General features: G+C 62.5%; 4 protein-coding genes. 1 reads left to right on the top strand and 3 read right to left on the bottom strand.

Annotation, left to right across the window (positions count from 1 at the left end; translation table 11 throughout):
* Nucleotides 1-95 precede the first annotated feature (95 nt).
* Complete coding sequence (locus AAG799_RS22815) at nt 96-701, bottom strand: hypothetical protein (protein ID WP_341899427.1); 606 nt, start codon at nt 699-701, stop codon at nt 96-98.
* Between the two features lie 157 nt (nt 702-858).
* Between AAG799_RS22815 and AAG799_RS22810 the strand changes: the two genes are divergently transcribed.
* Nucleotides 859-1,998 carry a putative zinc-binding peptidase gene (locus AAG799_RS22810; RefSeq protein ID WP_341899426.1) on the top strand — a complete coding sequence of 380 codons (1,140 nt, stop codon included), beginning with the start codon at nt 859-861 and terminating at the stop codon, nt 1,996-1,998.
* Here AAG799_RS22810 and AAG799_RS22805 read toward each other — a convergent pair whose 3' ends face one another.
* Both AAG799_RS22805 and AAG799_RS22800 read right to left on the bottom strand, forming a co-directional pair.
* The gene (locus AAG799_RS22805; RefSeq protein ID WP_341899424.1) at nt 1,999-2,376 is read right to left on the bottom strand and encodes a hypothetical protein; all 378 of its coding nucleotides are present in this window, start codon (nt 2,374-2,376) and stop codon (nt 1,999-2,001) included.
* Between the two features lie 143 nt (nt 2,377-2,519).
* Nucleotides 2,520-3,062 (bottom strand): hypothetical protein, encoded by a 543-nt coding sequence (locus AAG799_RS22800; RefSeq protein WP_341899422.1) that lies wholly within the window; start codon nt 3,060-3,062, stop codon nt 2,520-2,522.
* Nucleotides 3,063-3,105: the final 43 nt, after the last annotated feature.

Genomic DNA, 3,105 nt, shown 5'->3' with positions numbered 1-3,105 from the left:
AGTGTGGACATTGTTCGCGCTGGCCGGTGCCGCGATGGTGGTCTACGGCGTCAGCACCGGCCTGCTGGTGAAGGCGACACGCTGGGGCTGAGGGATTATATGCCGTCCGGGATATCAGGGCTTTCCTGGTAGATCATGGCGGCAACGATATGATCCACGGTATGGCCATCGGCAGCGAAGGGGCAACTGCAATATTCCACCACAGCGAAGGCCTCGCTGTCGGTCAGCCGCGCCGGACCACGGTAATGTGCGATCTGGCGCCGCTTCATCACATCGGTCGCGATGGATGCAGCATAGCGGAAGCCGGGATCGTCCTGCGTGGTGATGTCATCAACCAGCCGGTTGGCCAGCGGGAAGGGGAAGGCGCGAGTGATTTCGCTGCCGGCGCCGATGATGCGGAAACTGAGGCGACCTTCGCCGGCATGCTGTGGCATGAAGCCAGCTTCCGGCGCGATGGTCAGGCAGAAGCGTTGCAGATAGGGCCGCGCCGCCAGCTTGAAATCCGCCAGAGCCGGCAGTCGGTCATATGGGTGGATGCTGGCATAGTGGCGGAGAAATTCGGCCAGTTCAGGCGCCCTGATCGCGGGCTGCAGCCGCGCGATCTCACCAAAGTTGGGATGCTGGCGGGCCGGTTTGTCCATGCGGATCGTCGAGAGGCGGTCGGCGGAAGTGCGATCGGGTTGGGAGAGAGCATTTTGCATAGTCCCTCCCCGCACGCAGCTTAGACTTTTATCCTGCGCAGGGCTGCGGATTCTTTTTAGCTGTTCGCCGCTTTTTCCGGGAAACCGCGGAACCATGAGGAGGGCGGCCCATTCTATTCCAGGGCTGAACTTCCTCTTGTCCGTATAGCGATCAATCATGCGCCTGTTCGAATGTCTGGGCTGCGGCCAGCCGCTCTATTTTGAAAACACCCAATGCGAAAGCTGCGGGCGGCGGCTCGGCTTTCTGTCCGATGCCCTGGTGCTCAGTGCGCTGGAGCCAGTGACGCGCAGTGACGGCAGCGCAGCGTGGCAGGCGCTGGCGGCGCCCGAGCAGCACTACCGTTTCTGCTGCAATGCCGAGCACGACGCCTGCAACTGGCTGGTGCCGGCCGAGGCCGAGGGGCAGGCACCCGACCCTGAACCCTATTGTGTGGCCTGTGCGCATAACCGCACGGTGCCCGATCTGTCGGTGCCGGTGAATCTGGCCAACTGGCGCCGCATCGAAAGTGCCAAGCACCGGTTGTTTCACGGCCTGCTGCGGCTTGGGCTGCCGCATGAAACGCGTGACGAAGACGCGGAAGAGGGGCTGGCCTTTGATTTCCTCGCCGACCCGCCCGATCCGTCAGCGCCACGGATCATCACTGGCCATGACAACGGCTTGATTACGATCAATCTGATGGAAGCCGATGATGCCAGACGCGAGAAGATCCGCGTCGCGATGCATGAGCCATATCGCACCCTGCTCGGCCATTTCCGGCATGAGGTCGGGCATTACTACTGGGAGCGACTGGTGCGTCGGACCGGCGAAACCAGCGAGACCATGAACGGCTTTCGCACCCTGTTCGGCGATGAGCGGCAGGATTACGGCGAGGCATTGCAGCGCCATTATGATGATGGCCCCGGTTCCGGCTGGCATGAGGGTTATGTCAGTGCCTATGCCGCGGTGCATCCCTGGGAGGATTTCGCCGAAACCTGGGCGCATTACATGCATATCGTCGATACACTGGAGACGGCGGGCGCTTTCGGCCTGCGGGTCAAACCGCGCATCAGCCGGGGCGACGAACTGGGCGTGCAGGTCGATTTTGATCCTTACCGCGCCGACAGTATCGAACAGCTGATTGATGCTTTCCTGCCGGTCACCTTTGCGGTCAACAGCCTGAACCGCTCCATGGGCCAGCAGGATCTTTATCCCTTTGTGCTGAGTGCTGCGGCGATCGGCAAGCTTGGTTTCATTCATACGCTGTGCCGTCAGGCGCGCGAAGGTGCATCGCTGCGGATACTCGATCCGGTTTCCTGATCAGGTGTCCGGTGCGCCGTGGTAGAAGAGGGCCGAGAGGATGCGGTCCGCTGTGCTGCCGTCTTCCGCCAGCGGGCAATGGGCATATTCCACGTCGCCGAAGTTGAAGCGGAAAGGGATGTTGACCCGGCCGCACCAGTGCTGCATGCAGCCGGTCTCGGCCACCAGGCGCCGCACGTCGACGATGCGTGGCTCGCTGTCGTCTCGCGTGTCCTTGATCAGGTTCACGCTGCTCTCGATGTAACGGTTCATCAGGGGCACCGGCACGGCGCGCAGCACGGATTCACCGGCAACACGAACGAGGAATCGCATCCCCTCTGCGGGGCGACGCTCGACCTGTACGAGCACCAGATGACTGAGCAGATGCGGAACCCGCATCGGGTCGAATGCCGCACGCGAAGGCAGCCGGTCCGCCGGGTGGATGTTGCGCATATGCTGGAGGAAGTCGCGGATGACCGGACTTTTCGCCGCGGCGAGTGCGGCGTCGATGGCAGCAAGATTGGGATGCGTGGCGGTATTGCTCAGCGGAGGACCGGCTCCAGGGCCTGATAGTGGTTGACCGTCATGATGTGATCGACGGTAACGCCATCCTCGGCCAGCGGGCAATGAGCATATTCGACTTCGGCATAATCGAGCGGGAAGCGCAGCCTGGGTTTGCCGCGGCGATAGATCATGCAGCCGGTCTCGGCGACACTGTGGCGGCTCTCGATGGGAAAGCGCGCTGTCGGTTCCGATGTGTTGGCGATCTCGTCCATATAGCGGCCGATCAGCGGCATGCGCAGGGCGGTGACCACTTCTTCGCCCGCTACCTTGATGCGAAACCGTACCGGCCGGCCATCGGGCTGACGTTCCACTTCGGCCAGCACCAGATGCGGCAACAGGCGCGGAATCGCCATCGGATCGAAAGCCTCGCGCGACGGCAGCGCGTCGGCCGGGTGGATGCCGGCATAGTAGGTCAGGAAGTCGCGCACGATCGGGTGGCGCACTGTGGCCAGCGCCATCTGTACCGCATCCTGATTGGCATGCGGTGTCATGGTGGCGAGACGAGCTGAAGTCACTGACATAAACGGCCTCTGCTGCCGGAAGAGGCGCGCTGTCTATCAGGAA

Origin of the sequence: Ferrovibrio terrae (assembly GCF_943371255.1) — a bacterium.
Taxonomy (GTDB): Bacteria; Pseudomonadota; Alphaproteobacteria; order Ferrovibrionales; family Ferrovibrionaceae; genus Ferrovibrio; species Ferrovibrio terrae_B.
The sequence above is the reverse complement of the archived record's forward strand: the minus strand, read 5'-3'. Positions and strand labels throughout refer to the sequence as shown.